Origin of the sequence: Sphingomonas sp. HF-S4, assembly GCF_032911445.1 — a bacterium.
GTDB classification, from domain to species: domain Bacteria; phylum Pseudomonadota; class Alphaproteobacteria; order Sphingomonadales; family Sphingomonadaceae; genus Sphingomonas; species Sphingomonas agrestis.
The window spans coordinates 601,194-627,558 of the sequence record NZ_JAWJEJ010000002.1 but is presented as its reverse complement, the minus strand read 5'-3'; the positions used below and the strand labels follow the sequence as shown (position 1 = coordinate 627,558).

Annotated in this window: 22 protein-coding genes; 12 read left to right on the top strand and 10 right to left on the bottom strand. The window is 67.7% G+C overall.

Features of this window, described 5'->3' with window-relative positions; all coding sequences use genetic code 11:
• Positions 1-299: 299 nt before the first annotated feature.
• The gene (locus tag RZN05_RS19050; RefSeq protein ID WP_317228261.1) at positions 300-3,629 is read right to left on the bottom strand and encodes a PAS domain-containing protein; all 3,330 of its coding nucleotides are present in this window, start codon (positions 3,627-3,629) and stop codon (positions 300-302) included.
• Positions 3,630-3,761: 132 nt separating this feature from the next.
• On the opposite strand from RZN05_RS19050, the gene RZN05_RS19045 reads away from it, so the two are divergent.
• Positions 3,762-4,766 (top strand): fumarylacetoacetate hydrolase family protein, encoded by a 1,005-nt coding sequence (locus RZN05_RS19045; RefSeq protein WP_317228260.1) that lies wholly within the window; start codon positions 3,762-3,764, stop codon positions 4,764-4,766.
• Here RZN05_RS19045 and RZN05_RS19040 read toward each other — a convergent pair.
• The 5 genes from RZN05_RS19040 to RZN05_RS19020 all read right to left on the bottom strand — a co-directional run bounded on the left by RZN05_RS19040 (position 4,763) and on the right by RZN05_RS19020 (position 11,816).
• The gene (locus RZN05_RS19040; RefSeq protein WP_317228259.1) at positions 4,763-5,233 is read right to left on the bottom strand and encodes a VOC family protein; all 471 of its coding nucleotides are present in this window, start codon (positions 5,231-5,233) and stop codon (positions 4,763-4,765) included. The genes RZN05_RS19045 and RZN05_RS19040 overlap by 4 nt on opposite strands.
• Positions 5,234-5,295: 62 nt before the next feature.
• On the bottom strand, positions 5,296-5,847 hold the full coding sequence (locus RZN05_RS19035) for a 2'-5' RNA ligase family protein (RefSeq protein ID WP_317228258.1): 552 nt from the start codon (positions 5,845-5,847) through the stop codon (positions 5,296-5,298).
• Between the two features lie 11 nt (positions 5,848-5,858).
• Positions 5,859-9,200 carry an error-prone DNA polymerase gene (locus RZN05_RS19030; protein ID WP_317228257.1) on the bottom strand — a complete coding sequence of 1,114 codons (3,342 nt, stop codon included), beginning with the start codon at positions 9,198-9,200 and terminating at the stop codon, positions 5,859-5,861.
• Positions 9,197-11,026 carry a DUF6504 family protein gene (locus RZN05_RS19025; protein WP_317228256.1) on the bottom strand — a complete coding sequence of 610 codons (1,830 nt, stop codon included), beginning with the start codon at positions 11,024-11,026 and terminating at the stop codon, positions 9,197-9,199. The genes RZN05_RS19030 and RZN05_RS19025 overlap by 4 nt, the downstream gene beginning before the upstream one ends.
• A gap of 40 nt (positions 11,027-11,066) precedes the next feature.
• Positions 11,067-11,816: an ImuA family protein gene (locus RZN05_RS19020; RefSeq protein ID WP_317228255.1), complete on the bottom strand. Its 750-nt coding sequence runs from the start codon at positions 11,814-11,816 to the stop codon at positions 11,067-11,069.
• Between the two features lie 153 nt (positions 11,817-11,969).
• Between RZN05_RS19020 and RZN05_RS19015 the strand changes: the two genes are divergently transcribed.
• Positions 11,970-14,132 carry a M3 family metallopeptidase gene (locus RZN05_RS19015; protein ID WP_317228254.1) on the top strand — a complete coding sequence of 721 codons (2,163 nt, stop codon included), beginning with the start codon at positions 11,970-11,972 and terminating at the stop codon, positions 14,130-14,132.
• Positions 14,133-14,253: 121 nt separating this feature from the next.
• On the opposite strand, the gene RZN05_RS19010 is transcribed toward RZN05_RS19015, so the two are convergent.
• Genes RZN05_RS19010 through RZN05_RS19000 form a run of 3 tightly spaced genes read right to left on the bottom strand, consistent with a single transcriptional unit; the run spans position 14,254 to position 16,838 of the window.
• Positions 14,254-14,880, bottom strand: a complete 627-nt coding sequence (locus RZN05_RS19010) for a DUF4893 domain-containing protein (protein WP_317228253.1) — start codon at positions 14,878-14,880, stop codon at positions 14,254-14,256.
• A gap of 23 nt (positions 14,881-14,903) precedes the next feature.
• Positions 14,904-15,689: a 3-hydroxybutyrate dehydrogenase gene (locus RZN05_RS19005; RefSeq protein ID WP_317228252.1), complete on the bottom strand. Its 786-nt coding sequence runs from the start codon at positions 15,687-15,689 to the stop codon at positions 14,904-14,906.
• Between the two features lie 9 nt (positions 15,690-15,698).
• A complete protein-coding gene (locus RZN05_RS19000) occupies positions 15,699-16,838 on the bottom strand; it encodes a patatin-like phospholipase family protein (RefSeq protein ID WP_317228251.1) in 1,140 nt (379 codons plus the stop codon).
• Positions 16,839-17,048: 210 nt separating this feature from the next.
• Between RZN05_RS19000 and ypfJ the strand changes: the two genes are divergently transcribed.
• The 10 genes from ypfJ to RZN05_RS18950 all read left to right on the top strand — a co-directional run bounded on the left by ypfJ (position 17,049) and on the right by RZN05_RS18950 (position 24,788).
• Entirely contained in the window at positions 17,049-17,927 is an 879-nt protein-coding gene (gene ypfJ, locus RZN05_RS18995) for a KPN_02809 family neutral zinc metallopeptidase (RefSeq protein WP_317228250.1), read from the top strand.
• Between the two features lie 74 nt (positions 17,928-18,001).
• On the top strand, positions 18,002-19,081 hold the full coding sequence (locus RZN05_RS18990) for a YjgN family protein (protein WP_317228249.1): 1,080 nt from the start codon (positions 18,002-18,004) through the stop codon (positions 19,079-19,081).
• Positions 19,065-20,150 (top strand): M48 family metallopeptidase, encoded by a 1,086-nt coding sequence (locus tag RZN05_RS18985; protein ID WP_317228248.1) that lies wholly within the window; start codon positions 19,065-19,067, stop codon positions 20,148-20,150. The genes RZN05_RS18990 and RZN05_RS18985 overlap by 17 nt, the downstream gene beginning before the upstream one ends.
• Before the next feature lie 37 nt (positions 20,151-20,187).
• On the top strand, positions 20,188-20,922 hold the full coding sequence (locus RZN05_RS18980; protein ID WP_317228247.1) for an alpha/beta hydrolase: 735 nt from the start codon (positions 20,188-20,190) through the stop codon (positions 20,920-20,922).
• Positions 20,907-21,653 carry a tetratricopeptide repeat protein gene (locus RZN05_RS18975; RefSeq protein ID WP_317228246.1) on the top strand — a complete coding sequence of 249 codons (747 nt, stop codon included), beginning with the start codon at positions 20,907-20,909 and terminating at the stop codon, positions 21,651-21,653. Before RZN05_RS18980 ends, RZN05_RS18975 begins: the two co-directional genes overlap by 16 nt.
• A gap of 81 nt (positions 21,654-21,734) precedes the next feature.
• Positions 21,735-22,190 (top strand): VOC family protein, encoded by a 456-nt coding sequence (locus RZN05_RS18970; protein WP_317228245.1) that lies wholly within the window; start codon positions 21,735-21,737, stop codon positions 22,188-22,190.
• Positions 22,187-23,215 carry an NAD(P)H-dependent flavin oxidoreductase gene (locus RZN05_RS18965; RefSeq protein WP_317228244.1) on the top strand — a complete coding sequence of 343 codons (1,029 nt, stop codon included), beginning with the start codon at positions 22,187-22,189 and terminating at the stop codon, positions 23,213-23,215. Before RZN05_RS18970 ends, RZN05_RS18965 begins: the two co-directional genes overlap by 4 nt.
• Positions 23,215-23,949 (top strand): hydroxyacylglutathione hydrolase, encoded by a 735-nt coding sequence (gene gloB / locus RZN05_RS18960; protein ID WP_317228243.1) that lies wholly within the window; start codon positions 23,215-23,217, stop codon positions 23,947-23,949. Before RZN05_RS18965 ends, gloB begins: the two co-directional genes overlap by 1 nt.
• A 27-nt stretch (positions 23,950-23,976) precedes the next feature.
• Entirely contained in the window at positions 23,977-24,375 is a 399-nt protein-coding gene (locus tag RZN05_RS18955; RefSeq protein ID WP_317228242.1) for a hypothetical protein, read from the top strand.
• An 11-nt stretch (positions 24,376-24,386) separates the two neighbouring features.
• Positions 24,387-24,788 carry a DUF6491 family protein gene (locus RZN05_RS18950; protein ID WP_317228241.1) on the top strand — a complete coding sequence of 134 codons (402 nt, stop codon included), beginning with the start codon at positions 24,387-24,389 and terminating at the stop codon, positions 24,786-24,788.
• 38 nt (positions 24,789-24,826) lie between these two features.
• Here RZN05_RS18950 and hslU read toward each other — a convergent pair whose 3' ends face one another.
• Complete coding sequence (gene hslU / locus RZN05_RS18945) at positions 24,827-26,122, bottom strand: ATP-dependent protease ATPase subunit HslU (RefSeq protein WP_317228240.1); 1,296 nt, start codon at positions 26,120-26,122, stop codon at positions 24,827-24,829.
• Positions 26,123-26,365 lie beyond the last annotated feature (243 nt).

Genomic DNA, 26,365 nt, shown 5'->3' with positions numbered 1-26,365 from the left:
GCCTGCCGGGGCACACCCGAAGCCGCCCTTCGACAGGACTCGGCGGCTGGGCGGGACGGGGGTCGGGGTCTTTACCCCGAAGCCGCGGCGCCAATGGCCTCCGAGACCGGCTGCGTCAAGGGGATAACAACTCCCCTCCCTGAAAGGGAGGGGCTGGGGGGTGAGTGCGCGCGTCTGCGCGCTAAGGAGACTCTCGAACGGTTCGTCAAAACAGCCCAGTCGAGGCATCGAGCCTCGCCTGGGGCTAAACCCACCCCTAGCCACTCCCTTTCAGGGAGGGGAACGTTGAAATGCCGCGCCTATTCGTCGAGCGCGGCGCGCACGCGGTGAGCGAGCCGGTCGATACCGAAGGGCTTGGTGAGGATCGTCTCGTCGAACCCGGCAATGTCGGGCGTGTAGCCGCTGGTCAGCAGCACCTTGAGCCCGGGGAGCCTGTCGCGCGCGCGCCGGGCAAGTTCGCGGCCGCTCATTTCGGGCATCACGACGTCGGTGAACAGCAGCGAAACGCGCTGGCCGCGCTCGATCATCCGCAGCGCCTCGATCCCGTCGGGCGCCGAGACGACTTCGTAGCCGAGTTCGCGCAGCGCCTCGATCGAATAGCTGCGCACGCGTTCCTCGTCCTCGACGACCATCACCAGTTCGCCGGGCCGCGCACGCTCGGCTTCGGCGACTTCGCCGGCCTGCGCCACGGGATCGATCGCGCCGTGATAAACCGGAAGGTAGAGGCTGACGCGCGTCCCCTCCCCCGGCGCGGTCTCGATCCGCACCGCGCCGCCCGATTGGCGCGCGAAGCCGAACACCTGGCTGAGTCCCAGCCCCGTGCCCTTGCCGACGCCCTTGGTAGTGAAGAAGGGGTCGAAGGCGCGCGCGGCGATTTCGGGCGGCATGCCCACGCCGGTATCCGCGACGGTGATCGCGACATAGTCGCCGGGCTCGATGCCGAGCGCCTGCGCGTCGCTCGGGCCGGCGGCGAGATTGGCGGTCTCGATCGTCAGCCGACCGCCCCCAGGCATCGCGTCGCGCGCGTTGACGCTGAGATTGAGGATCGCGTTCTCGAGCTGGTTGGGATCGGCCAGCGCCGGGCGCAAGCTACCCGCCAGCAAGGTTTCGACGCCGATCGCCTCGCCGAGCGTACGCATCAGCAGCTCGATCATCCCTTCGACCATCGCATTGGCATCGACCGGGCTCGGCGCGAGCGGCTGCTGGCGCGAGAAGGCAAGCAGCCGCTGGGTCAGCGCCGCGGCACGGGTCGCGCCGTCGCGTGCGGCGACGAGGTAACGGTCGACATCGGTGCGCCCCTGCGCGATCCGCCGTTCGAGCAAGTCGAGTGCGCCGATCACCACCGCCAGCATGTTGTTGAAGTCGTGCGCGATGCCGCCGGTGAGCTGGCCCACCGCTTCCATCTTCTGCGCCTGGCGAAGCTGCTGCTCGGCCAGCATCAACTGCTCGGTGCGCTCGTGGATCGCCGCCTCGAGCTCTTCGCGCGAGCGGGCGAGCACTTCGCGCGCGTCGACGATCTCCTGGATGTCGGTGCAGGTGCCGAACCAGCGGATGATCCGGCCGCTCTCGTCGCGGACCGGCTGCGCGCGCCCGAGCACCCAGCGATAGCGGCCCGAATGATGCCGCAGCCTGTATTCGATGTGATAGGGCTCACCGGTTTCGAGGCAATGTCGCCAGAGCTTCCACGCCTGGCCCTGGTCGTCGGGGTGGAACATGTCCGCCCAGCCCTCGCCGTCGGTCGATCCGTAGGGCGTGCCGGTGAATTCGTACCAGCGATCGTTGTAATAATCGTGATAGCCATCGGGCAGCGTCGACCAGACCATCGGATCGATCGAATTGGCGATCGCGCGGAATTTCTCCTCGCTCCCCCGAAGCGCTACCAGCGCGCCGGCGCGCTCGACCGCGTCCCACGACATTTCGGCGATCGCCTCGGTGAACGCGACTTCCTCGGGCGACCAGCGGCGCGGCGCGGCCTGATTGACGAACATCGTCGCAATCCATTCGCCGCCGCGCAGCAGCGGCACGCCGATCGCCGCTTCGGCGCGCTGCGCGATGTCGCTTTCGCCGGGCGAAAGCTGGCGTCGGGTGTCGTGCAGGACCAGCGTCTCGCCGGCGCGATAGGCCTGCTGCACCGCGGCGCCGATCCCGTCCACGGCGATCGTGCCTGCCAGCGGGGGCAGCGTGCCGCGAGTCGCCGACGCGCCGAAGACGATCGTCTCGCCTTCGGTCACGCGATAGAAGCCGACGCGATCCGCGCCGAGCTGGTCGACCATCGCCTCCGAAGTGGCCGCCATGATCGCGTCGGGCGTGTCGAGCCGGCGCTGGGTCTCGGCGAGCGCATACACGAAGGATTGCAGCGCATTCGCCGCGCCGAGATCGGCGGCGGCGGCGCGCGCGGCCTCCTCGGCCGCCTTGCGTTCAGTAATGTCGAAGCTGACGCCCGGAAAGCGCAGCGGCTGGCCGAGATCGTCGAAGATCGGCTTGCCTTGCGCAGCCACCCAATGAATCGTGCCGTCGGGCTGGACCAGGCGATATTCCTCCGAGAAGCCCGCCCCCGTGGCGAGCGAGGCGGCAATCGCCGCCTCCAGCTTTGCCCGATCGTCGGGATGGACATGAACGAAGAAAGCCTCGATCGGCGCGCCGACGCCTTCGCGCGCCTCGTCGACGCCGTAGAGGCGCAGGAAACGCCGGTCGGCGGTTACGCGATCGTTCGGCACGTCCCAGAACCACGTACCGACGCCCACCGACGAATCGAGCGCGAGCTGGAGCCGCTCCTCGTTTGTACGCAGCGCTGCCTCGGCGGTCGCGCGTTCGGTGACGTCGTTGGCGAAGACCAGGATATCGGTGGTATCGCCGGTCGCGTCCTTGATCGGCTGATAGACGAAATCGAGCATCCGCGCCTCGGCGACGGCGTCGTCGCCCCGCAGGAGATGGATGGGCACGGCGTCGGCGCGGTACGCCACGCCGGTGCGGAACACTTGATCAAGCAGTTCGACGAACCCCTGCTCGACGACTTCGGGCAGCCCCTCGGCAACCGCCAGGCCCAGCACTTCGCGGCCGCCGATCAGGTCGCGATAGGCGGGATTGACGATCTCGAAGACGTGATCCGGGCCATGCAGCAGCGCGACGGCGCCCGGCGCCTGCTCGAACAATTCGCGCAGCCGCTCGACTTCGGCGAGGCGGGCCCGCTCGCCGAGCACGGCGCGCGTGGTCTCGTTGCCCTGGTTGAGGATGCCGACCACGTCGCCATGCTCGTCGCGGATCGGCGTGAAACTGTAATTCCACCACGTCTCCTGGCGACGCCCGTCGCGGACCATCGGCAGCATCTGATCATAGGTCGAGAAGCCCTCGCCGGTCGCGAGCACGCGCGCCATCTCGTCGCCAACCAGATGCCAGATGTCGGCCCAGACCTCGGCACCCGGCCGTCCCAATGCCCAAGGGTGGCGATCGGCGGGAATCGGTGCCCAGGCATCGTTGTAGAGCAGGCGGAGCTCGGGACCCCAATAGATCGCCGTCGGAAAGCTCGATCCCAGCGCGATGTTGATCGCGAAGCGCAGCGACTGCGGCCAATCTTCGATCGCGCCGAGCGGGGTATCAGCCCAGGGATGCGCGCGAATCCGCTGCGCCATCTCGCCGCCGTGATCCAGGAATCGAAGCGACGGAAACATCGGATAAAGCGATGAAGATACAGCCGCTTGGTGTCAACCGCTCGACTTGGCCGCCCGCGAGCCTATGCTGCAGCAAACAGGAGAGACAATCGCATGAAACTCGCCAGCCTCAAGCACGGTCGTGACGGCAAGCTCGTCGTAGTGTCGAACGATCTGGCATGGTGCGCCGATGCGACGGCGATCGCGCCGACTTTGCAGGCCGCGCTCGACGATTGGGAGCGCGTCGAAACCGACCTGCGCAACCTCGCCACCGATCTCGAGCACGAGACGATCCCGATGCTGCGCTTCCATGAGCGCCAGGCGGCGGCGCCGCTGCCGCGCGCCTATCAATGGGCCGACGGCTCGGCCTATGTGAACCATGTCGCGCTGGTCCGGCAGGCACGCGGCGCCGAGATGCCCGAGAGCTTCTGGCAGGATCCGCTGATGTACCAGGGCGGCAGCGACGGCTTTCTCGGGCCGCGTGACCCGATCCCGCTCGCCGACGAAGCCTGGGGCTGCGACCTCGAGGCCGAAGTGGTGGTGGTCACCGGCGACGTGCCGCTCGGGGCGTCGCGGGACGAGGCTTTAGCCGCGATCCGGCTGGTCGGGCTGACCAACGACGTGTCCTTGCGCAACCTCATCCCCGGCGAACTCGCCAAGGGCTTCGGCTTCTTCCAGTCCAAGCCGGCAAGCGCCTTCTCGCCGGTGTTCGTCACCCCCGATGCGCTGGGCGACTGGTGGCAGGACGGCAAGCTCCACCGGAAGCTGATGGTCGACCTCAACGGCAAGCCGTTCGGCCGCGCCGAGGCTGGCGAGGACATGACCTTCGATTTCGGCACCCTGGTCGCGCATGCCGCCAAGACGCGCGCGCTGGGCGCGGGGACGATCATCGGATCGGGCACCGTCTCGAACCGCGACACCGATGGCGGCCCGGGCAAACCGGTGGCCGACGGAGGGGTCGGCTATTCGTGCCTTGCCGAAATCCGCACGATCGAAACGATCCGCGGCGGCAAGCCCGAGACGCCCTTCCTCAAGAAGGGCGACACCGTGCGCATCTGGGCCGAGGACGACAAGCACCACCCGATCTTCGGGACAATCGAGCAGACCGTCGGGGGCTAACGCTTCGTCAGCGCGTCATTGACTTCGATCCAATAGCCGTCGGGGTCCTGGAAGAAGATCTGGCGGACGCCATCGGTACGCATGTTCTGGACCGCGCCGACCGTGCCGGCGACGTCGCTCCAGGTCTGGCCGCGCGCCTTGAGCTTGGCGAGGAGCGGATCGAGGCTGGCGACGGCGATGGCGATATGCACGCGCCGGGGTTGCGCGAGTGCTGCGTCCCGGCCCGGCTGGATGTGCAATTCGATGCCGTTGGCGAACCGCATCCAGCGCGGACCGCCGGCGGGGAACGGCGCCGGGATTTCCGGGAGGCCGAACAAGTCGCGATAGAAGTCGATGCTCTTCTGCTGATCGGCGACCCAGATTCCGACATGATCGAGCCTGGCGACAGGCGCTGGCACATCCTGGGCCAGCGCCGGCGCTACCGAGAAGACGAGCAGGGGGACGGTGAGCAGCGCGCGCAGGTACATTCGAAGTCTCCTCTGCGCTGAGCCTATCACCCAGGCGCGCGGACGGAAGTGCGACTTTTGGACTAGAAGAGCGAACCCTGGCGCGGTTCGAGCGTCCAGCTCTCAATCAGGTCATGCCCCTTACCGTGGATGCTATTGATCAGCAGGAGCCGCTCGGCGCGCCAGGCGATGGGCGACACCGGGATGTTGCGCGGCTGCCATTCGTCATAGGTAAGCGAGGCGTGGGGATTAAAATCGTAATCGGGCCGCTGGACGCCGAAAGCATCCAGCCGCCCGACCAATATGCGCTGGAAGTCGCGCAGTGCCTGCATCTTGTTGCCGACGAGCGCATTGCCCTTGATCCGGTTGAGCGCCACCTCAAACGGTTCGGCCTGCAGCGAGGCGAGTGCGCAGCGGATAAGTTCCAGGTTCTCAGGAGAAATCAGCCGGATGTCGCCGAATGGCACGAGCGTGACGTGAAAGCGCTGATATTTGCGCGCCAAATTATAGTCCAGCCTCAACCTGTCCATCGCGGCGGCCGCCGCCGGGTCCGGCTTGATCATGAGATAGAGCATCTGGTCGTCGCGGCGCCGCAGTTGGCCGTGAATCGATCCTCCAGTCGTAGGGGGCATCATCACTTCTTCTCCTAGTGGAAATCGCGCGACTTGACCGGGATCAGGTCGGGCGCCTTGGGGGTGCGGCGCGGCGGCCAGCTTTCGAGCGCGCGCTGGCGCGGCAGCTTCAATCGCTCGCGCGGATCGATCGTCCCGCCATGCGTCGCGCCGTCGCCGGGTGCCGTGAAGCGCGGCAGCTCGAGCTCGCCGACTTCGCGCAGCCACGGCGTCAGGTCGTCGATCGCATCGGCGACGACATGGATGACGATGCCTTCCTTCTGCACCTTGCCGCGGATCGCCAGCATCGTCGCCGACATCACCGTGCGCCGGTTCGCCTCGAAGCGATCGGCCCAGAACACCGCATTGGCGATCCCGGTCTCGTCCTCGAGCGTGACGAACACCACGCCCTTGGCGCTCCCCGGCCGCTGGCGGACGAGGATCAGCCCGGCGACTTCGACGCGCGCACCGTCCTTCATGTCGACGAGGTCGCCGCACCGCGTGATCCGCCGTTCCGCAAGTCGATCGCGCAGGAACGCCACCGGATGGTTGCGCAGGCTGAGCTGAGTCGCGCGATAATCCTCGACGACTTCGCGGCCTTCGCTGAGCGGTGCCAGCGCCACGGGCGCCTCGACGCTTTCGGGCACGGTCACGCCTTCGCGCGCATCGGCGGCGCTGAACAGGTCGAGCGGCTTGTGCCCCAGCCCCTTGATCGCCCAGAGCGCCTGGCGCCGGTTGAACCCCAGCGCCTGAAACGCATCGGCGCGCGCCAGCCGCTCGAGCGCCGCCGGCTTGACCTTGGAGCGCCGCCAGACGTCCTCGATCGAGACGAAGGGTGCGCACGCACGGGCTCGGAGAATCTCGATGACGTCCGCCTGCGACAATCCCTGGACAATCCGCATGCCCAACCGGACCGGCTTCATGCTGACCCAGTCTTCGTCGATCCCGCAGAACCCCGCAGGCCGCGGTCGCGCATGATTCTCGGCGACCATCCGCGTATCCCACTCGCTGTCGTTGATGCACACTGCCCGCGCCTCGACACCATGCGCGCGAGCATCGCGTATCAGCTGCGCAGGCGCGTAGAACCCCATGGGCTGGGCATTGAGCAGCGCCGTGCAGAATACGTCGGGATGGTGGCATTTCATCCAGGACGAGGCGTAGGCGATCTTGGCGAAGCTCGCGGCGTGGCTCTCGGGAAAGCCGTAATTGCTGAACCCTTCGATCTGGGCGACCAGCCGCTCGGCGAAATCGTCGCTGATGCCGTTGGCGCGCATGCCCGCCAACAGCTTGGGCCCGAACTCGCCAATGCCGCCGCTCGACTTGAACGTCGCCATCGCGCGGCGCAGCCGGTCCGCCTCGCTTGGCGTGAACCCGGCGCCCCTGATCGCCACCAGCATCGCCTGTTCCTGGAACAGCGGCACGCCGAGCGTCTTGGTGAGCACCTCTTCGAGCGCCGGCGAAGGGTAGTCGACCAGCTTGGGGTTCTCGCGCCGCTTGAGATAGGGGTGGACCATGTTGCCCTGGATCGGGCCGGGGCGGACGATCGCGACCTGGATCGCGATGTCGTAGAAATTGACCGGCTTCATCCGCGGCAGCATCGACATCTGCGCGCGGCTCTCGATCTGGAACACGCCCAGCGTGTCGGCCTGGCGGATCATCTCGAAGGTCACCGGATCGTCTTCCTGCATCAGCGGCGACGCCAGGGTCAGGTACGTCGCCTTATGCTCGGCGAGCAGATCGAACGCGCGGCGCATGCAGCCGAGCATGCCGAGACCGAGGATATCGACCTTCATGAAGCCGAGCTCCTCGATATCGAGCTTTTCCCATTCGACCACGCGGCGATCGACCATCGCGGCGGGCTCGACCGGGATCAGGTCGTGGAGCTGGTCGCGGGTCAGCACGAAGCCGCCGGGGTGCTGCGACAGATGCCGCGGCGTGCCGATCAACTCGCGCGCGAGCTGGAGCGTCAGCGCCAGGCGCGGATCGGTGCGATCGAGGTTGAGCGCATCGGCATGCTTGTCGTCGACTTCGTTCGACCAGCCCCAGACCTGCGAGGAGAGCGCTGCGGTCATGTCCTCGGGCAGGCCCAGCACCTTGCCGACCTCGCGCAGCGCGCCGCGCGAGCGGAAGCGGCTGACCACCGCAGTCAATGCGGCATGGTCCTGGCCATAATTTTCGTAGATCCACTGGATCACTTCTTCCCGGCGCTCATGCTCGAAATCGACGTCGATGTCGGGCGGCTCCTTGCGCTCGGTCGAGATGAAGCGCTCGAACAGCAACTGGTGCTTGATCGGATCGATCGACGTGATGCCGAGCGCGAAGCAGATCACCGAATTAGCCGCGCTTCCCCGCCCCTGGCAGAGGATATGCTGGCTGAGCGCGAACTGGACGATCGAATTGACCGTGAGGAAATAGGGCGCGTAGCCCATCTGTTCGACCAGTCCGAGTTCGTGGACGAGCAGGTCCTGATGCGCCTGGGAGGGCTTGCCGCCGAACCGGTGCTTGAGCCCGTTCCACGCCAGCGAAGTAAGCGCTTCCTGCGCAGTGCGCCCGTGGATAACGGTCTCCTCGGGATATTGGTGTTCGAGCGACCGCAGGCTGAAAGTGCAGCGCTCGGCGATCGCCAAGCTCGCATGCAATGCCTCGGGATAGTCGCGGAAGCGCCGGGCCATGTCCTCGGGCGATTTGAGATGCCGGTCGGCGTTGCGCTCGCGGCGGAAGCCGAGTTCGTCGATCGTGCATTTCTCGCGGATCGCCGTGACGACGTCCTGCAGCATGCGGCGGTCCGGCGTGTCGTAGAGCACGTCGCCGGTGGCAAGCGGCGTAAGCCCGTAGCGACGCCCAGCCTGGTCGAGCTGGTGGATTCGGATCGCATCGCCGGGACGACGATGCTGGGTGAGGCAGACATGCCCGCGCTCGCCGAACACATCCGCCATCCAGCGCAGCGACAGCGGGTCGCCGGTATCGGCGAGCCCCGGCACCAGCGCGCCGACCAGCCCATGCGCGGCCGCGGCGACATCCTCCCAATGGAGGAAGCATTTGCCCTTTTCGCCATGCTGGGGATCGGCGCGCGACTTGCCGAGCGTGAGCAGCCGGGTGAGCCGCGACCAGCCCGCGCTGTCCTCGGGCCAGACCAGCAGCGACGTGCCGTCGACCAGGTCGAGCCGGCACCCGGCGATCATCCGTATGCCCGCCCCGAGCGCCGTAAACTGCTCGGAGGCGACCAGTGCGCGGACCACGCCGCCCACCGAATTGCGGTCGACGATCCCGAGCGCGGGCAGCCGGAGCAAAGCCGCCTGGCGGAACAGTTCCTCGGGTGACGATGCACCGCGCAGGAACGAGAAGTGGGTGGTCACCTGGAGCTCGGCATATGTCATCCGAACACCCCGTGTAGATACCAGCTGAGGTCGCCCGTCGCGGGCTGCTCGCCGTCGCCGCGACGGAACAGCCAGTAACGCCGCCCCTCTTCGTCTTCGACGCGGAAATAGTCGCGGACATGCGCAGCCTCGGCGGCGCGCTTCCACCATTCGCCATGCACCCGCTCGGGCCCGTCGGCGCGCACCACCCGGTGCGGCCGGCCGCGCCAGGTGAAGCGGCGTGGGGCATGGTCGGGCAGCTCGGCCAGGACATGGTCGAGCCGCTCGGGCCGGCGCAGCAGCCGTGCCGGCTTGGGCCATTCGGGATGCCAGGGATGCAGCGCCGGGCTGCGATCGAGCTGGCCGACCGCATCGATCCTGGGCCGCGCGCCGCCGCGTGCAGGCGGATCGAGCACCGCCATCCGCGTTGCCGCACGCTCGGGCACATCGCTCTCGACCGGGCGCATCCGCCACATCCGCCGCTGGCCGATCCGCGTCGCCAGCGTGTCGACCAAGGTGGCGATGTCGGGCGCCGCCTCCTCGTCCAATCGCTCGACCAGCGGCTCGGGACCGAGCGGGCCGGCGCGGCGGACGTGGAGGGCAATGGCGTCGATGCCGTATCCGGGCTCGACATCCTCGATCCGGCGCTTGAGCAGGCGGAGCAGGTGCACGGGATCGCGATTGGGCCGGGCGAGCCCGATGCGGATGCGCTGGGAAACGCCGTCGACGCGCGCGGCGATGCATTCCAATGCCTGGACGCCCAGCCCCTCGGCCTCGAGCGCGGCGGCAAGGCGGGGGACCAGCGTGCCCAGCCAATGCTCGATCGCCTCTGCCGTGGCGATCGGCTCGGCGAAGCGCTGGACGACCGCGATCGGCTCAGGCGGGACCACGGGATAGAACGGCTCGGGCAGCCGGCCGAGCGCCTGCTCCAGCCGCGTGGCGAGCCCGGCACCGAAACGGCGGACCAGCGGCGCGCGCGGCATCACGGCGAGCTGGCCGATTGTCCGCACGCCGAGCCGGTGGAGAAGCTCCACCGCGGCGACATCGATGCGCAATGCCTCGATCGGGAGCGGAGCGAGCTTTTCAACCTGGCCCTCGGGAGGGCACAGCGTCGGGGCATAATGCGCGAGTGCCCAGGCGGCACCCGGTGTGTCGGCGATCGCGATGCGCGCGGTGTAGCCGAGCCGTGCGAGTATGCGCCGCAACCGCGCCGCCATCGCCGCCTCGCCGCCGTGGAGGTGCGCGACGCCGGTCAAGTCGAGGAACAAGGTGTCGTCGCCTTCAATCGCCACGCTCGGCGACCAGCGCCGCGCCAGCGCAAGCGCGAGGTTGGCGAGATGTGCCTGGTCCCCCGCCGGATCGGCGGGGCGGATGTCGAGCCCGGGCACTTGCGCGCGCGCCTGGGTCACCGCCATGCCGGAGCGCAGCCCGAGCGACTGAGACAGCGGGCAGGCAGCGGCGATCTCGACACGGCTGCCGTTGCGGATGCTGGTGACGAGGGGGGGCAGTTCCTCCCCGGAACGGGGAGGGGGACCATGTGAAGCATGGTGGAGGGGGCTCTCCTCATCAGGCACCCCTCGTGGTACGCCCCCTCCACCACGCCCTACGGGCGCGGTCCCCCTCCCCGTTCCGGGGAGGTATTTGGCGGTCACCCCATCATCTGCCGGCATCGTCCGGAACGGGTTCGCCGCCGCTTCGTCCTTGCGGCCGACCTCGTGCCGCGCCCGCGCGCGCGTCACCGGGGGCAATGCGACCTTGCCGAGTTCGTCCTCGCGGGCCCAGCGCGCGCCGGGGCGCCAGCCGCCGCCGCGCGGGACCGAGCACGCATGTTCCTGTTCCTTCGCCACCGCTTCACGCAGTGGATCAAGCGAAGCCGCCGCGCGCGGCTCAGGCGGCGTGGCGGTTCGCGCTTCCGCCCGCCACAGCCTTTCGATCGGCCACAGCGGAAGGAAGAGCGCAGCGACCCGTTGCATCGCTTGCCTCCACTTCGATCTCGAAACCCTCGCCGCCCTTTTGCCGCGCCAGCGCCAGCCGCCAGCGCGCGCGCCCGACTCCGGCCACCGGCAACGGGCTCGACGGCGCCGACGTCACCCGCCAGCGCGTCACTGCCGCCGACGGCATGCCGATCGGATCGGCGCCCTCGCGCGCCGCACGCTTCATCAGCAGCGCGATCGTCCGTCCGCCCTCGGCCGCAAGCTGCAGTCGCCGCGTCGCGGTCATGTCGGCGCGCCTCGCCTCGCCGATCACTGCACCGAGTCCGCGATGCCGCAGCCCTTCCTCCATGATCGCAAGCAGCTCGGCATCGTCGGCCGCCTCGGCATAGATCAGCCGCTTATGATCGAGCCCGACCTGCGCCACGCCTGGCGCGAACAGGTCGCGCCGCTGCACCACCCACAGCACCGGGCCCCAGGCGCGCGCGGCGATCCCGGCCATGAACAAGGTCGCCGAGCAATCGTCGGCCATGTCGCACGTTCCCGCCGCGACTTCATGCAGCGCATCGAGCCGCAGGCCGCCATCGGCGATCCGCGAATCGATCGCCTCGATCCCGAAGGGCAGCGCCGGGCGGCGGCGATATCCCTTGGTCTCAACCGCGCGCAATTGCGCGCGAAGCTGGGCAAGGACGGCAGGATCGGCCATAGGCGGGCAGCGGACACTCACGACTCGGGAACGACAATGTTCCTATTCTGTTCCTATGCCCGCGAGAGTCAACCCATTGCCTCAATGGGTTGCGTCCTGCCGGCCCCCGCCCCTATCGTGCTGGCATCCTGACCCATTTGGGGAACCGCTTTCATGACCCATTCGCTCCGGCTCGCGTTGATCGCGACCACCGCGCTCGCCGCCGCCACGCCTGTATCCGGATCCGCCATGCCGCAAAGCCAGACCCAGACTTCGCCCGCCCCTGCCGCCACCCCCGATCCCGCGCCGCTGCTCGCCCCATGGCCCGGACCGCACGAAGGGGTGCCGCAGTGGGACAAAGTGTCGCCGGCGATGTTCGCGCCCGCCTTCGAACGCGCGATGACCAATGCCCGCGCCGAGCAGGCCAAGATCCGCGACAACCCCGCCGCGCCGACCTTCGCTAATACGATCGAGACGGACCAGCGCTCGGGCGAGGAGATGAACCGACTGTTCGCGGTGTGGGGCGTCTATCAGAGCAATCTCGCCAGCCCGCAGGTCCAGGCGATCGCCAAGGAATGGAGCCCGAAGCTCTCGGCGTTCTTTACCGAGATGAGCCTCGATCCCAGGATGTTCGCGCGGGTGAAGGCAGTCTATGACGGCCGCGCCAAGGCCGGGCTCAACGCGCAGCAGATGCGGCTGCTCGAGCGGACCTATCGCGATTACGTCACCTCGGGCGCGCTGCTCGACGAAGCCGGCAAGGCGGAAGTCAAGCGGATCAACCAGGCGCTTGCCACCGCCTACACCGAGTTCAGCCGCAAAGTCCTCGCCGATGAGGAGACCGCAATCGTCCTAGACAGCGAAGCCGATCTCGCGGGCCTTGCCGACAGCTTCAAGGCGAGCCTCGCCGAGGAGGCCAACGACCGCGGCCAGGCGGGCAAATGGGCAATCAAGAACACGCGTTCGTCTGTCCAGCCCTTCCTGATGTATTCGACCAACCGAGCGCTGCGCGAGAAGGTCTACAAGGCGTTCGTCGACCGCGGCGATAACGGCGACGCGAACGACACCAACGCGACGATCGCGCAGATCCTCAAGCTGCGACAGGAACGCGCCAAGCTGCTCGGCTTCAAGAACCACGCTTGGTATCGAATGGACGATACGATGGCCGAGACGCCCGAGAACGCGTCGAAGCTGATGATGGCGGTGTGGCCCGCCGCGGTGGCGCGGGTGCGCGAGGAAGTCGCCGACATGCAGGCGCTTGCGACAAAAGAAGGCGCCAAGCTGACGATCGAGCCGTGGGACTATCGCTTCTATGCCGAGAAGGTCCGGAAAGCGAAGTATGACTTGGACGAGAATGAGGTGAAGCCCTACCTCCAGCTCGACCAGATCGTGCAGGGCGCGTTCTACGCCGCGGGCCGGCTCTACGATCTCTACTTCAAGGAAAATACCGGCAGCGTACCCGTCTTCCACCCGGACGTGCGCACCTTCCTGGTCACCAATCGTGCCACCGGTGCCGAGGTAGGCATCTTCTATCTCGACAATTTCGCCCGCGCTGGAAAGCGCTCGGGCGCCTGGGCAACGAGCTATCGCGGGCGCTCGGGGCTGCGCGGTTCGAAGATCGTCCTCGCCTCGAACAACAACAATTTCACCAAGGGCGCGGCAGGCGAGCCGACGCTGATCAGCGTCGATGATGCGAGCACGCTGTTTCACGAATTCGGCCATGCCCTGCACAGCCTGCTCGGCAATGTCTACTATCCTGGGCTCGCCGGCACGCCGCGCGACTTCGTCGAATATCCAAGCCAGGTGAACGAGAATTGGTTGCTCACCCCCGACGTGCTCAACCGCTACGCCAAGCACTACAAGACCGGCGCGGCGATCCCCGCGGCGCTGGTCGCGAAGATCGAAAAGGCGCAGACCTTCAACCAGGGCTTTGACACGGTCGAGTATCTCTCCTCGGCGATCGTCGACATGAAGCTGCACGATCGCGACACGCCGGTAACCGATCCCGACGCATTCGAGCGCGACACGCTCGCGAGCATCGGCATGCCCAAGGAAATCGTGATGCGGCACCGCCTACCGCAGTTCAATCACCTGTTCTCGAGCGATGCCTATTCGGCGGGCTATTACTCGTATCTCTGGTCCGAGACGATGGACGCCGATACCTGGGCGGCGTTCGAGGAAACCGGTAACGTCTGGGACAAGGCCACTGCCGACAAGTTCCGCACGATCCTGCTGATGACCGGCAACGAGACCGACCGCAAAGCCGCGTACAAGGCGTTCCGCGGGCGTGATCCTGACGTCAAGGCACTGTTCAAGCGGCGCGGGTTTCCTGTGGAATAACCAGCCGTCCCTTCCCGTCCGAAGGGGAATTGCATGAGGCGTAGTCGTCGCGAAGCAAAAGCTTAGGTCGTATCGACATCCGGCGCATCCAGATCGTGGATGCGCCGGGGAGTGGATCCCCTCAGTTGGCCGGGACCAGTTCGGTTACGTCGAGAACCGATTCGAAGCGCGGACGGGGGAACACCAGGCGCCAGCGCTTCGGCGCGATGCGCTCGACATAGCCGATCATGTCGCGATTGGCGTCGAGGCCGTAGCGGAGCGGCGAAGTCTCGTCGCCCAACACGAGCGTGCCGAGAAAGACCTGGCGCGCGGCGGTGTCGGCGAAGATCAGCCCGGTGGGGCGCTGCGAGCCGGTGACCTTGTGCAGGCTGCGGACTTCGCCTTCGTCGGCGACGGTGCAGTCGAACCAGGGATAGGCCGTGAAGTCGCGCATCGCGGTGCCCTTGGCGCCGAGCTTGAAGGTGCGGCAGCGATATTTGCCTTCGGGCAGCGTCGCGTCGGGAAGCGCGCGGTCGGGATCGAACAGCAGGGGCTCGGCCGCGATCGCCCGCGCGTCGGCCTTGCGGGCGAGCGGGAGCGCCTCGTCCCACGCCTTGCGCCAGTCGCGCAGACGGTCGCGGTCGTCGCCGGTCGCGACGTTCTGCCAGCGGACATTGGTGGGCGGGCGCGATCCGGTGGCTTCGCGATAGACGCTGCACCCCGTCAGCCCCAGGCCGAGGGCGATCGCAACGGGCAGCATCCACTTCATCGATCGGTCCCCTTTTCCCTCGCTTACGCTGCCGTCCAGCCGCCATCCATCGAATAATTGGCGCCGGTGATCGAAGCGGCTTCGTCCCTGCAGAGGAAAAGCGCGAGCGCGGCGACCTGTTCCGGCTGGACGAACTCCTTGGTCGGCTGCGCGTCGAGCAGCACGTCGTTGATCACCTGCTCGCGGGTGAGGTTTCGCGTCTTCATCGTGTCGGGAATCTGGTTCTCGACCAGCGGGGTCCAGACATAGCCCGGCGAGATGCAGTTGACGGTGATGCCGTGGGTGGCGACTTCGAGCGCGGCAGTCTTGGTGAGGCCGGCGAGGCCGTGCTTGGCAGTGACATAGGCGGCCTTGTTGGGGCTGGCGACGAGGCTGTGCGCCGAGGCGGTGCTGATGATCCGGCCCCATTTGCGCGCCTTCATGCCCGGGATCGCGGCGCGCATCAGGTGGAAGGTCGAGGACAGGTTGATCGCGAGGATCGCGTCCCATTTCTCGATCGGGAATTCGTCGATCGGGGCGACGTGCTGGATGCCGGCGTTCGAGATCAGGATGTCGACGCTGCCGAGTTCCTTCTCGGCGCGGGCGACCATCGCGGCGATCTGGTCGGGCTTGGACATGTCGGCGGGGTCGTGGAGCGCCCTGGCGCCGCTGGTCGCTTCGAGCGCGGCGCGTTCGGTCTCGATCGCGGCGGCGTCGCCGAAGCCGTTGATCATGACGCTGGCACCTTCGGCGGCGAGCGCCTTGGCATAGGCCAGGCCGATGCCCGAAGTGGAGCCGGTGACGATCGCGGACTTGCCCTTGAGGAACATGGCGGACTCCTAACGCTGGGTGAGATCGAAGGCGGCGGTCTTGCCGTCGAGGATATTGGCGGCGACGAGCTGGGCATTGGCCATCGTCTCGGCGACTGCGGCGCGGCCGGCGTGCCAATGCTCGTGCATCGAGCGCGCGGAGAATTCGAAGTCGCGCGATCCGCCCTCCCAGGCATTGGCGCGGTAGATCAGGTGGACCAGGCTGAGCGGCTTCTCGTCGGCGAGAATGCGTAGCGCGGCGACGTCCGGATCGTCGGCGAGGCTTTCGGGGAGCTTGGCGAGGACGCGGCGGATCGCCTCGCGCTCTTTCCGCAGGCGCAGGCGCTCGTCGGAGACCTGGCGCGTGCGGCTCGAGAAGCGGATTTCCTTTTCGCGGGCGATGACGTCGGTGATCGTGCGCGGCAGATCGGCAGCGGCGGGGAAGAGATCGACCTGGAAGACGAGCGTGTCGTGGGTCTGGCGATCGAGGATGTGGGTGAGCGGGGTGTTCGAGACGAGGCCGCCGTCCCAATAATGGCGGCCGTCGATCTCGACAGGAGGGAGCCCCGGCGGCAGCGCACCCGACGCCATGATGTGGCGCGCGTCGAGGCGCTCGTCGGCGGTGTCGAAATACCGGAAATTGCCGCTGGCGATGTCGACCGCGCCGACCGACAGGCGGATTGGGCCGTGGTTGAGCAGGTCCCAGTCGATATGCGCGTTCAGCGTCTCGGCGAGCGGGGTGCTGTCGTAAAAGCTGAGCGCCGCGGGGCTGCCGGGGAGCGCGAAGGCGGGCGGGATCGGGCGCGGGCGGAAGAAGCCGGGGACGCCGCCCATCAGCACGCTCGCCGCGGCCCATTCGTGGGCGAATTCTCGCGCGGTGTCGCTCAGCGGAATCGAGAAATCGGGGAGCGCGGCAGTGACGCCTTCCCAGAAGGCGCGGATCGCAGCGAGGCGAGTCTCGGGCGGGTTGCCGGCGAAGAGCGCGGCGTTGACCGCGCCGATCGAGATGCCGGCGACCCAATCGACATCGATGTTGGTTTCGCCGAGCGCCTCGATCACCCCGGCCTGGAAGCTGCCCAGCGCGCCGCCGCCCTGGAGGACCAATGCGACGCAGCCCGGCAGCGGCAGTCCGGCGACGCGGCGGCGCGGGCGGGGTTCGGCGTCGGCCATGTGGGGGCTTTGGCGGATATGTGTGACGGCTGCAATGCTCGCTCGCGAAGCGACCTAATTCTACCGTCATCCCGGCGAAGGCCGAGATCTCCGGCGGCGAGCGCTGCGCCTGTGGCACGCGATCCCCGGCCTTCGCCGGGATGAAGGAAAGGGTGCAACGCTTGGCGCGCTGACGCATTGTTGCGCTGACCGAACGATGAGGGACCTTCCATGCGGCTCGACGATCTCGATCCTACCGACAATGCCCGCGATTGGGGTTCGGGCGGCGGCGGAGGCGGCGGCCTGGGGCTGCTCGGCTTCCTGCCGCTGCTGCTAGGGCGTGGCATGGGCTGCGGGAGCGTCGTGCTGATCGGCATCGTCGCGCTCGTCTATGTGTTCATGTCGGGTGGCGGCGGACTGCTCGGCGGGGGCGGCGGCCAGACCGCGCCGGGTCAGACCCAGGGCGCGGCCAAGGCCTGCGACACGCAGGAAGAGCTGTTCGCCTGCCGGGTGATGACCAGCACCGAGCAGGTCTGGAGCCAGGTGTTCGCCGAGCAGGGCCAGCGCTACCGGCCCGCGACGATCAACTTCTTCCGGAACTCGGTCCAGTCGGCATGCGGCCAGGCCTCGGCCGCGGTCGGGCCGTTCTATTGCCCGGGCGACAATGGCGTGTTTCTCGACACCGGCTTCTTCGACGAGCTCGACAAGCGCTTCGGCGCAAAGGGCGATTTCGCCCGCGCCTATGTGATCGGGCACGAAGTGGGACACCATATCCAGAACCTCGAAGGCACCTCGTCCAAGGTCAGCCAGGCGCAGCGCCAGGCGTCGCGGGCCGAGGGCAACAAGCTGTCGGTGCTGCTCGAGCTGCAGGCGGACTGCTATGCCGGCGTCTGGGCCAAGCGCAGCGGCCGGCTCGAGGCCGGCGACATCGCGGAAGGCATGACCGCAGCGAACGCGATCGGCGACGATACGCTCCAGCGCCAGGGGCAGGGCGAAGTGGTGCCCGACAGCTTCACCCACGGCAGCTCGGCGCAGCGCAAGCAGTGGCTCCAGCGCGGCCTCGAGAGCGGCGATCCGGCGCAGTGCGACACGTTCAGCGCGGGGATCTGACACAGGTGTCGCGCAGATAGCGGCTTGACGGTTCCCCTGCGCTCGGCTCCATTTCCGGGCAAAGGGGGACGTTCATGGATCAGGAAACGACGAACGCGCGCGCGTTCGGCTTTGCCGGCGACTGGCGCGAATTCGCGCCGATCGCCTTTACCAACCTGCTGCTGTCGATCGTGACGCTCGGGGTCTATACCTTCTGGGCCAAGGCACGCGAGCGGCGCTATCTGTGGAGCCGGACGCGGTTCATCGACGATCGGCTGGAATGGACCGGCACCGGGCTGGAGCTGTTCATCGGCTATGTGATGGCGTTCTTCCTGTTTCTCGTCCCGCTCGGCGTGATCCAGTTCGTCGTCCAGGCGCTGGCGATCCGCGGCGAGGACGGCCTGGCGGGGCTGCTGATCCTGATCTTCTACCTCCTCTTCCTCTATCTCCTCGGCGTCGCGATCTATCGCGCAATGCGCTATCGCCTCAGCCGCACCTATTGGCACGGCATCCGCGGCGGCAGCGACGACCAGGGCTTCGGCTATGCCGTGTCGCATCTGTGGAAGACGATCGTCGGCACGGTCGCTTTCGGGCTGCTGGTGCCCTGGGCGATGGTCAGCCTTTGGAACGAGCGCTGGAACCGGATGAGCTTCGGGCCGCACGCCTTCCAGTCGAACGGACGCATGACCAGTGCGCTGATCGGCCGCTATCTGCTTTATTATCTGATGCCGATCGTGGTGTTCATTGGCATTGCGCTGGCGGCGGCGCTGATTGGCCCGACCATCGCCGGATCCCCCGAAAAAATTCAGATCGCGATCCTGCTGACGTTGGTGGTCGGCTATGTCGGCTTCTTCGTCGTGCTCGGCCTGATCGCGCTGACCTTCTACGCGGCCTATTTCCGCGAAGTGGTCGGCAATCTTTCGCTCGGCGGGCTCGAATTCGAGTTCGATGCGCGGACCAAGGACTGGCTGGTGCTGTTCGTCGGCAACGTGCTGCTGGTGGTGGTGACCTTGGGAATCGGGACGATCTTCCTCGGATACCGCAACTGGACGTTCTTCGTGCGGCACATTCAGGCCTATGGATCGCTCGACCTCGACGATTTCACCCAATCGACCACGCGCGAGCCGCGCCAGGGCGAGGGTCTGCTGGATGCATTCGATGTCGGCGCCTTCTGAGGCGGCGGTCCGCGTCTGGCACTATGACGGCAACAGCGGTGTCCGCCGCGAGCCGCTGCTGGTGCCGGCCGGGGAAGACCGCTTCATGCTCGTCGATCTCGGGCGCGAAGACGGCCCCTACGCCTATGCAGACCTGGTCGCGCAGGGGGCGGTCGACGGGCATCCGCGCTTCGGGCTGAAAAAGCGGCCGGGATGGAGCATGACCTTCGCCGAGGCGCTGCCCGAGGCGGTCGCGGCGCGATTGCCCGGGACGGCGCGCTATGGCGGGGTGATCGACCGCATCGGGCTGTGGCCCGCAGTAGGTGCTTTCGCCGCAGTCTCGGCGCTCATCATCGTGGGGATCGCGACGGTGCCGTCGATGGTCGCGCGGCTGATCCCCCGCTCGGTCGAGGCAAGGCTGGGATCGCTGATGGTCGGCGATTTCGGCGAGCGTGCGTGCACCGATCCGGCAGGCGTGGCGGCGCTGCAGGCGATGGCCGAGCGGATGCAGATGCGCGACGGGGTCGACCTGCGCGTGGTCGATGTGCCGATGGTCAATGCCGTCACGCTGCCGGGCGGGCATGTCGTGCTGTTCAGCGGGCTGCTCCAGCAGGCATCGTCGCCCGACGAGGTTGCCGGGGTGCTGGCGCACGAGCTGGGGCATGTCGAGAATCGCGACGTGCTCGAATCGCTGGTGCGGCAATTGGGGCTGAGCGTGGTGCTAGGCGGGCTCGATGGCAATGTCGGCGGCTATACCAATGCGCTGCTCTCGGCGAGCTATTCGCGCGGCGCCGAGGCGCGGGCCGATGGCTTCGCGATCGACGCGCTGCGCACCGCGCAGGTCTCGCCCCGGCCGACCGCGGCGTTCTTCAGCAAGCTGGCGAAGAGCGAGGTCAAGGTGAAGGGTGCCGATGCGCTGCTCACCTATATGGCGAGCCACCCGATGTCGTCCGAGCGCGAGCAGCGCTTCGCGGCAAGCGCGGGGAAGGCGGCGACCACGCCGGTGCTCGATGCGGCGCAGTGGCAGGCACTGAAGGGAATTTGCGGGGCGGGCTCGGGCAAGTGGAAGGGAAGCCGGCTGGGGTTCTGAGCTTCCCTTCGCCGATCAGCGTCCCTAATCCCTCCGCATGACCGATACCGCCGAACGGCCCAAGCTCGCCTATCGCCATACTCGCGGCACCGGGCCGACGATCGTCTTTCTGTGCGGCTATGCCTCGGACATGAACGGCACCAAGGCGCTGGCGCTCGAGCAATGGGCCCATACCAATGGCCGCGCGTTCCTCCGCTTCGATTATGCCGGGTGCGGCGAGAGCGAAGGCGAATTCGAGGACCAGACCTTGGCACTGTGGCGCGATGACGCGCTGCGGGTGATCGACGCGGTGGTCGAAGGACCGGTGGTGCTGGTCGGATCGTCGATGGGCGGGTGGATCATGTTGATGGTCGCCAAGGCGCGGCCGGGGCTGGTTGCCGGGATGGTCGGGATCGCGGCGGCGCCCGACTTCACCGACTGGGGGTTTAGCCAGGCCGACAAATTGACGATCCTCCAACACGGCCGGATCGAGCAGCCCAACGACTATGGCGATGTGCCGACGGTGACGACGCGCGGCTTCTGGGCGTCGGGAGAGGCCAACCGGATGATGATCGGGCCGGTGGCGTTCGACGGGCCGGTGCGGCTGCTCCAGGGACAGCGCGACCAGGAAGTGCCGTGGGAGCGCGCGGTGCGGCTCGCCGAGCTTTTCCGTTCAGATGCAGTGCGGACGGTGCTGGTCAAGGACGGCGATCACCGGCTGTCGCGCGACCAGGACCTCGCGCTGATCCTCCGGTCTGTCGAGGACGTTGTTTCGCTATGTTCTTCTTCCTGATTCTCCAGGCCGCGACCGCCGCGGCACCCGCGCCCGGGCAGGAGCCGCCGCGCTATGCCGCGTGCATGGACCTGGCGACCGGCGACCCCTCGCAGGGCGTGACCGAGGCGTCGAAATGGCGCGTCGAGGGCGGCGGGATGTTGGCGCGACAATGCCTTGGGGTGGCCTATGCCAACCAGAAGCGCTGGCCTTCGGCAGCGGCTGCATTCGAGGAGGCGGCGCGCGATGCCGAGACTGCGCACGACGTGCGCTCGGCCAATTACTGGGCGCAGGCAGGCAATGCCTGGCTGGCGGCGGGCGAGCAGGCCAAGGCGCGCGCCGCGCTCGATGCAGCGCTGGCGAGCGGGCATCTGACCGGGCTGGCGCTCGGCGAGGCACGGCTCGACCGCGCGCGCGTGCTGGTCGCGGCGGGCGACATGGAGGGCGCGCGGGGCGATCTCGATCGCGCGCTGGCCGATGCCAACGGCGATCCGCTGGCGTGGCTGCTCTCGGCAACCCTCGCGCGGCGGCAGGGGGACCTGGTGCGGGCGAAGACGGATATCGACGAGGCGCTCAAGCGCGCCGGGGATGACGCGCAGATCCAGCTCGAGGCGGGTAACATCGCGGCGCTGAAGGGGGACGAGGCTGGGGCGCGAGCGGCGTGGGGACAGGTGCTGACGCTGGCGCCGGGGAGCCCGGCGGCGGAGTCGGCGCGCAAGGCGCTGGCCCAGTTCGGCGGCGAGGCGCGGTAGGTCGTCACCCGGCCTGGGTGACGGGTGGTTTTGGGAAGGCGAAGAACCTATCTCGCGGGCGAACGACCACAAGGACTTCCCATGCGCTATCTCCACACCATGATCCGCGTGACCGATCCGCAAGCGACGGTGGCGTTCTTCGAGCTGCTCGGGCTCGAGGAGGTGCGGCGGATCGAGAACGCGGCGGGGCGGTTCACGCTGATCTTCCTCGCCGCGCCCGAGGATTCGAACGGTCCCGGCAAGCGCGCCGATGCCGAGGTCGAGCTTACCTATAACTGGCCTGCGGAAGACGGCAGCGCCCCCGAAGCCTATGGCGGCGGGCGCAACTTCGGGCACCTCGCCTATCGCGTCGACAATATCTACGAGAGCTGCCAGCGGCTGATGGACGGTGGGGTGACGATCAACCGCCCGCCGCGCGACGGCAACATGGCGTTCGTGCGCACCCCCGACAATATCTCGATCGAGCTGCTCCAGGCGGGCGACCCCCTGCCCCCTGCCGAGCCCTGGGCGTCGATGCCGAACACCGGCGTCTGGTGAACCCCGCCGCGCGCTTCCTCGAAGGGATCGGCGCTGCACTGCCGATCGTGCAAGCGCCGATGGCGGGAGCGGGCGGGACGGCATTGGCGGTGGCGGCGATTCGGGGTGGTGCACTGGGGTCGCTGCCGTGCGCGTTGCTGACGCCAGAACAAGTACGTGCGCAGGTGGGCGAGGTGCGCGCGGCGGTGTCCGGGCCTCTCAACCTCAATTTCTTCTGCCATAGGCTGCCGGCGCCGCCCGACGACACCGCGTGGCGGGCGTTGCTCGCGCCTTATTATGCCGAGGAGGAGGTGACTTCCGGCGATCCCCCACCCCTGCGGCTGCCGTTCGACGACGCGATGTGCGCGGTGATCGAGGGGGCGCGGCCCGAGGTGGTGAGCTTTCATTTCGGACTACCCGATGCGGCACTGCTGGCGCGAGTGAAGACCGTGGCGAAGGTGTTCGGCAACGCCACGACCGCCGAGGAGGCGGCGTGGCTGGCGGCGCGGGGCTGCGACGCGATCATCGCGCAGGGCGAGGAGGCGGGCGGGCATGCCGGCTGGTTCCTCGATCGCCATCGGCCGACGCCGATCGCCGACCTTCTGCCGGTGGTAGCGGCAACCGGGGTGCCGGCGATCGCAGCTGGCGGGATCGTCGATGCGGCGGGCATCCGCGGGGCGCTGGCCGCGGGTGCGGCGGCAGTGCAGGTCGGGACCGCCTATCTTGCGACGCCCGAGAGCGCGATATCAGCGCCGCATCGCGCGCTGCTCGGCACCCCCGATGCCAGCGATGCCGCGTTCACCAATCTGCTGTCGGGCCGCGAGGCGCGCGGAATTCGCAATCGGCTGATGCGCGAACTCGGGCCGATGCGCGACGAAGCGCCGGCTTTCCCCTATGCCTCGAACGCGCTGGCGCCGTTGCGCGCAAAGGCCGAAGCCGAGGGGAGCGGCGACTATTCGCCGCTCTGGGCCGGAACGGGCGCGGCGCGGGTACAGGCGATCGGCGCAGAAGCGCTGACACGGATGCTGGGACAGGAGAAGGATTGATGGCCGCACTCGAGATCGTCCGGATGCCGGCGCTCAGCGACAATTATATCTGGCTGGTTCACGATACGGCCTCGGGCGAGACAATCGTGGTCGATCCGGCGGAGCCCGACAGTGTCGAACGCGTGCTCGCCGATCGGGGCTGGCGCCTGACGGCGATCTGGAACACCCATTGGCACCCCGATCACACCGGCGGTAACGCCGCGCTCAAGGCGGCGTGGCGCGTACCGGTCATCGCGCCGGCGGCGGAGGCAGCCAAGATCCCGACAGCCGACCGGCTGGTGGCCGAGGGCGACGAGGTACGGATCGGCGAGCATGTCGCGCAGGTCTGGGAAGTTCCGGCACACACCGCCGGGCATATCGCCTATTGGTTCGCCGCGGACGGCGCGGTGTTCGTCGGGGATACGTTGTTTGCAATGGGCTGCGGGCGGTTGTTCGAGGGGACGCCGGCGCAGATGTTCACCGCCATGCAGCGGTTGCGGGAATTGCCCGGCGAGACCGTCGTCTATTGTGCGCATGAATATACCCAGTCGAACGGCAGATATGCGCTGGTCGCCGAGCCCGGCAACGCCGCGATCGCCGCGCGGATGATCGAAGTCGAGCGCGCGCGCGCGGAAGGCGAACCGACGGTGCCGACGACGATCGCGCTGGAGCGGGCGACCAACCCGTTCCTGCGCGCCGACACCGCCGAACAGCTCGCTGAGCGACGCGCGGCCAAGGATGCATTTCGCGGCTGAGGCGTTGAGGGGCATGAGGAGAGTGTGATGATCCGTCTGACCGTCCCCGCCTTGCTGCTGCTCGCGGGATGCGCCGCTTCCAACGCCGCCGGCGATCGATCGGATGCCCGCGAGCGAGCCAGGCTCGACAAGGCGGTGGCGGGGCTGACGCCCGGCGAACCGCTGCGCTGCATCCGGCACGACCAGGTGACGCAGATCCGCACCTTTCCCGGCACGATCCTCTATGTCGCGGGGCGCGGGCGGATGTGGCGCAACGACGTGGTCGGCAGTTGTCCAGGTCTGCGCCGCGGCGACATCGTCGTGTCGCGCACGTTCAACAGCCAATATTGCGACGGCGACCTGATCCAGACGCGCGCGCCGATGGGCGGATTTATCTCGGGAAGCTGTTCGCTGGGCGGCTTCACGCCCTATACGCGCCGGAAATAGAGGAGAGGCACATGCGACTGCTCATCATGCTGGGAGCGCTCGGGCTGGCGGGCTGCACCGCCAATGCCGAGATGCAGGCCTCACGCCAGGCTGAAGCCGCGCGCGATCTCGCCAAGGCACTAGAAGGGCGGGTCGCGGGCAAGCCGCAGAACTGCCTGCCGCTGTCGCCGAGCAGCATGAACGGGCCGCAGATCATCGACCAGACGACGATCCTGTATCGCGACGGCAAGCGGGTGTGGCGCACCACGCTGGCATCGGAGTGCCCGTCGCTCGGGCGGGACGACATCCTCGTGGTCGAGATGAATGGCTCGCAGGTGTGCCGGAACGACCTGTTCCGGCCGGTCGACCGGGGCAGTCAGATCCCGGGGGCGTTTTGCCGGTTCGGCGACTTCACGCCGTATGTGAAGCAATAGTGCAATTTCTCCCCCCGCCAACGCGGGGGAGTTTCGCGTTACAGCACGTAGCGGCTCAGATCGGTGTTGCGCGCAACGGCGGCGAGCTGCTCGTCGACATAGGCGGCATCGATCACCAGCGTCGATCCGGCGCGGTCCTCGGCGTCGAAGCTGACTTCCTCGAGCAGCTTCTCCATCACCGTCTGGAGCCGGCGGGCGCCGATATTCTCGATCTCGCCGTTGACCTCCGCGGCGATCCTCGCGACCGCGCGGATGCCGTCCTCGGTGAAATCGATCTGCACGCCCTCAGTGCCGAGCAGCGCGGCATATTGCTGGACAAGGCTCGCCTTGGTGTCCGAGAGGATCGCGACGAAATCCTCTTCGGTCAGCGCCTTCAATTCCACGCGGATCGGCAGGCGGCCCTGGAGCTCGGGGAGCAGGTCGCTCGGCTTGGCGACGTGGAACGCGCCGCTTGCGATGAACAGGATGTGATCGGTCTTCATCGGGCCGTATTTGGTGGCGACCGTCGTGCCCTCGATTAGCGGCAACAGGTCGCGCTGGACGCCTTCGCGGCTGACCGATCCGCCGCGCACGTCGCTCACCGCGATCTTGTCGATCTCGTCGAGGAAGACGATGCCGTTGGCCTCGGCGTCGGCGAGTGCCTGGCGGCTCACCTCGTCCTGGTCGAGCCGCTTGTCGGCCTCTTCGTCGACCAGCTTGTCCCAGGCGGCGCGGACGTTGAGTTTCCGGCGCTTGAGCGGCGTGCCGCCCGACAGGCCCTTCATCATCTCGCCGAGGTTGATCATCTGCATCGGCGCGCCGGGGACCTCGAACGGGGCGGCGGCGGCCTGCTCGACTTCGATCTCGATCTCGGTATTGTCGAGCACGCCGTCGTGGAAACGCTGCTTGAATGCCTCGCGGGTGGCGGTCGACGCGTCCTTGCCGGTGAGTGCGTCGAGCAGGCGGCCCATCGCGGCTTCCTCGGCCTTGTCCTTGACCGCGGCGCGGCGGCGCTCCTTCTCCAGCCGGATCGCTTCCTCGACCAGGTCGCGTGCGATCTGCTCGACGTCGCGGCCGACATAGCCGACTTCGGTGAACTTGGTCGCTTCCACCTTCACGAAGGGCGCGTCGGCGAGCTTCGCCAGCCGGCGGCTGATCTCGGTCTTGCCGCATCCGGTCGGCCCGATCATCAGGATGTTCTTGGGCGTGACCTCGTCGCGGAGATCGGCGCTGAGCTGCTGGCGGCGCCAGCGATTGCGCAGCGCGACGGCGACGGCCTTCTTGGCGTCCTTCTGGCCGATGATATGCGAATCGAGCGCGGCGACGATCGCCTTGGGCGTGAGAGTGTCGTTCATTTTGGGGAAAAGGGCTTTCATGCTTCGTTTCGTCCTAGATATGGGCGGCGCGCGTTGCTTCAAGCGGGAAGGACGAAAGCCGGCCAACCGCGCCTCCGCTTCCGATGTTTGCTTTTTCCACGGTCCGACCTGGCGAACGATGAGCGCCAGCAAAGTCAGGAATGCTCCCCCGCGCCCGCTGCGGTCCAGCCGAAGCCTGCGTTGACAGCGGGGTTACGTCCGGCATCGGCATCACACGCTCCC